At 58.8% G+C, this 2820-nt stretch carries 1 protein-coding gene and 1 pseudogene; both read right to left on the minus strand.

What is annotated here, in order from left to right; genetic code table 11:
• Window positions 1-29: 29 nt before the first annotated feature.
• A pseudogene (locus INF68_RS22145) lies at window positions 30-1538 on the minus strand (Tn3-like element ISPa38 family transposase); the annotation flags it as partial.
• 252 nt (window positions 1539-1790) lie between these two features.
• Window positions 1791-2351, minus strand: a complete 561-nt coding sequence (locus INF68_RS22150; protein WP_002718009.1) for a chlorite dismutase family protein — start codon at window positions 2349-2351, stop codon at window positions 1791-1793.
• Between the last annotated feature and the right edge of the window lie 469 nt (window positions 2352-2820).

Consider the following 2820-nt stretch of genomic DNA (forward strand, 5'->3'; position numbering starts at 1 on the left):
GGAGTGACCATCTCATTAAATAAAGCACGCTAAGCCGGTTGCAGCGGCCGTAGCGGCCTGAACTTGCCCGCGCCGATCTTGGCGCTGCTGCGCCAGAGGTAATCGCCGGTCAGGTTGATGTGCTCCCAGCCGAGCGGCGACAGGTACTGCAACAGGCCGTCATCGACGGCTTGACCGTGGCCACGCAAGGCGTTCGCGGCCCGCTCCAGATAGACCGTGTTCCATAGCACGATGGCCGCCGTCACCAGGTTGAGGCCGCTGGCCCGGTAGCGCTGCTGCTCGAAGCTGCGGTCGCGGATTTCCCCCAGGCGGTTGAAGAACACGGCGCGGGCCAGCGCGTTGCGCGCCTCGCCTTTGTTCAGCCCGGCATGCACGCGGCGGCGCAGCTCGACGCTTTGCAGCCAGTCCAGGATGAACAGTGTGCGCTCGATGCGTCCCAGCTCACGCAGGGCGACGGCCAGGCCGTTCTGGCGCGGGTAGCTGCCAAGCTTCCTGAGCATCAGCGAGGCCGTCGCCGTGCCCTGCTTGATCGAGGTGGCCATCCGCAGGATTTCATCCCAATGGGCGCGGACGTGCTTGATGTTGAGCGTGCCGCCGATCATCGGTTTCAACGCCTCGTAGGTGGCATCGCCCTTCGGGATGTAGAGCTTGGTGTCGCCCAGGTCACGAATGCGCGGGGCGAAGCGGAAGCCCAGCAGGTGCATCAACGCGAAGACGTGGTCCGTGAACCCTGCCGTGTCGGTGTAGTGCTCCTCGATCCGCAGGTCGGATTCGTGATACAGCAGGCCGTCGAGCACGTAGGTCGAGTCGCGCACGCCGACGTTCACGACCTTGGTGTGGAACGGCGCGTACTGGTCGGAGATATGGGTGTAGAACGTCCGCCCTGGGCTGCTGCCGTATTTCGGATTGATGTGGCCGGTGCTCTCGGCCTTGCTGCCGGTGCGGAAGTTCTGGCCGTCCGACGATGACGTGGTGCCGTCGCCCCAATGCTCGGCGAAGGGATGTCGGAACTGCGCGTTGACCAGCTCGGCCAGTGCCGCCCCGTAGGTTTCGTCGCGGATGTGCCAGGCTTGCAGCCAGGCCAGCTTGGCGTAGGTCGTGCCGGGGCACGATTCCGCCATCTTGGTCAGGCCCAGGTTGATCGCGTCGGCGAGGATCGTGGTCAGCAACAGGTTTTTGTCCTTGGCCAGGTCGCCTGACTTCAGGTGGGCGAAGTGCCGGGTGAAGCCCGTCCATTCGTCTACCTCCAGCAGCAATTCGGTGATCTTGACGTGCGGTAGGATCATCGCCGTCTGGTCGATCAGGGCCTGTGCGGTATCGGGCACCGCCGCATCGAGCGGCGTGATCTTCAGGCCCGACTCCGTGATGATGGCGTCCGGCAGCTCGTTGGCCAGCGCCATGCGGTTGACGGTGGCGAGCTGCGTTTCCAGCAGCGTCAGCCGGTCATGCAGGTACTGGTCGCAATCGGTGGCCACGGCCAGCGGCAATTCGCTGGCCTGCTTGAGGCTGGCGAATTTCGCGGGCGGCACCAGGTAGTTGTAGCGGCTCGCGTTTGAAAACGGGCGTGCTCGCATTCGACGCCGCTTTCGGCTCGAATTAACTGCAACTGACGGCGCGCTGATGCTCACGCTATCTGCAAACGAGCTTGCAATCGACGGCGGCGGCTCGCATTTCATGGCGGCGTGCTCGAATTAATTGCAAGTGAAATGCCGGGTTCCAAGCTATCCAAAATCAATAGATGCAGTGCCGGCTGCCCGCTAACGCCTCTGAGCGGTCAGACGGGGATTGACCTACGCCGCCTCTCGCACGAGACGGATATCGACTTCTCTGTCAACGTACTTCCATTCCTCTGTTGCACGCAGTTCGGAAAGCAATGCGTTGAACTCAGCCTCATGGGTTGGCGCGAACTCGAACCAATTGAGAAAATCGAACGGTTCATTTTCAGAGAGGTCGCGGCAGTGGTGGAGCTTGCGCGCTACTGCAGGCAAGTAGTTGAGCCCGATTTGGATGTGCTTTGACTTTTCGAAAACGCTCCGGCGCTCGTCTTGCGTGAATTCCCACCAAGCTGCGTTTTTTCGGATCGGTATCAACGCAGCGCAAGTTGCTTCTGGGCGCGCTAGCCCTTGCTGCTTCACCACAATTTCGTTCTTCTCTTCGCGCATGACATACCGTTCATTGCTTGTTATTCCGCGAAGTACCCAGGGTGCATTGGTTTCGGGCTGCAACTCTGAGGCAGATATTACGTTGAGCCTTTTGGCTTCAGGCAGTGACTTGCCAACTATGGTTTCGGTTCCAACGATCCGCCAAAGACCGCTGTCTCCGCCGACGAATGCAAATAATCGTGTATCCATTTCACCCCCTTCATGTGAGTGTGTTAACTTTTTTACAGCCTCAAAAAACCTATCTGCCCATCCCATGCTTGTGCATCATCGTCTCGCCTCGCTTAGCGTAGTATTGCATTACGCTTACCAGCGCCCCCAGTTAAATTGTAAATATAGCATCGAATTGGTCTGTGATACAACCGCCAGAAAATAGCCGTTTGTCGCCATTTCAAAAATTAATTGTACCGTATCGGTACGCCCTAACTAGGCGTCAGGCCGGAACCTTGGGCCGCGTCAGGATAGGGCCGATTCCAGCATTTTCTGACGCCTCGCCGGCAACCTCTAGGGCCTCAACCTGACAGGCCGTACGCTTAACGTACGATTTTTAATGAGATGGTCACTCCCTCCTTCCCGGTACTATGCTGAGGACAGGCTTTCATTCGGAGAACTATCATGGAAAACATTGCGCTCATTGGTATCGATCTGGGTAAAAAATGTT

The organism is Enterobacter cloacae complex sp. P16RS2, from assembly GCF_014982155.1.
In the GTDB taxonomy this organism is placed as follows: domain Bacteria; phylum Pseudomonadota; class Gammaproteobacteria; order Enterobacterales; family Enterobacteriaceae; genus Enterobacter; species Enterobacter cloacae_M.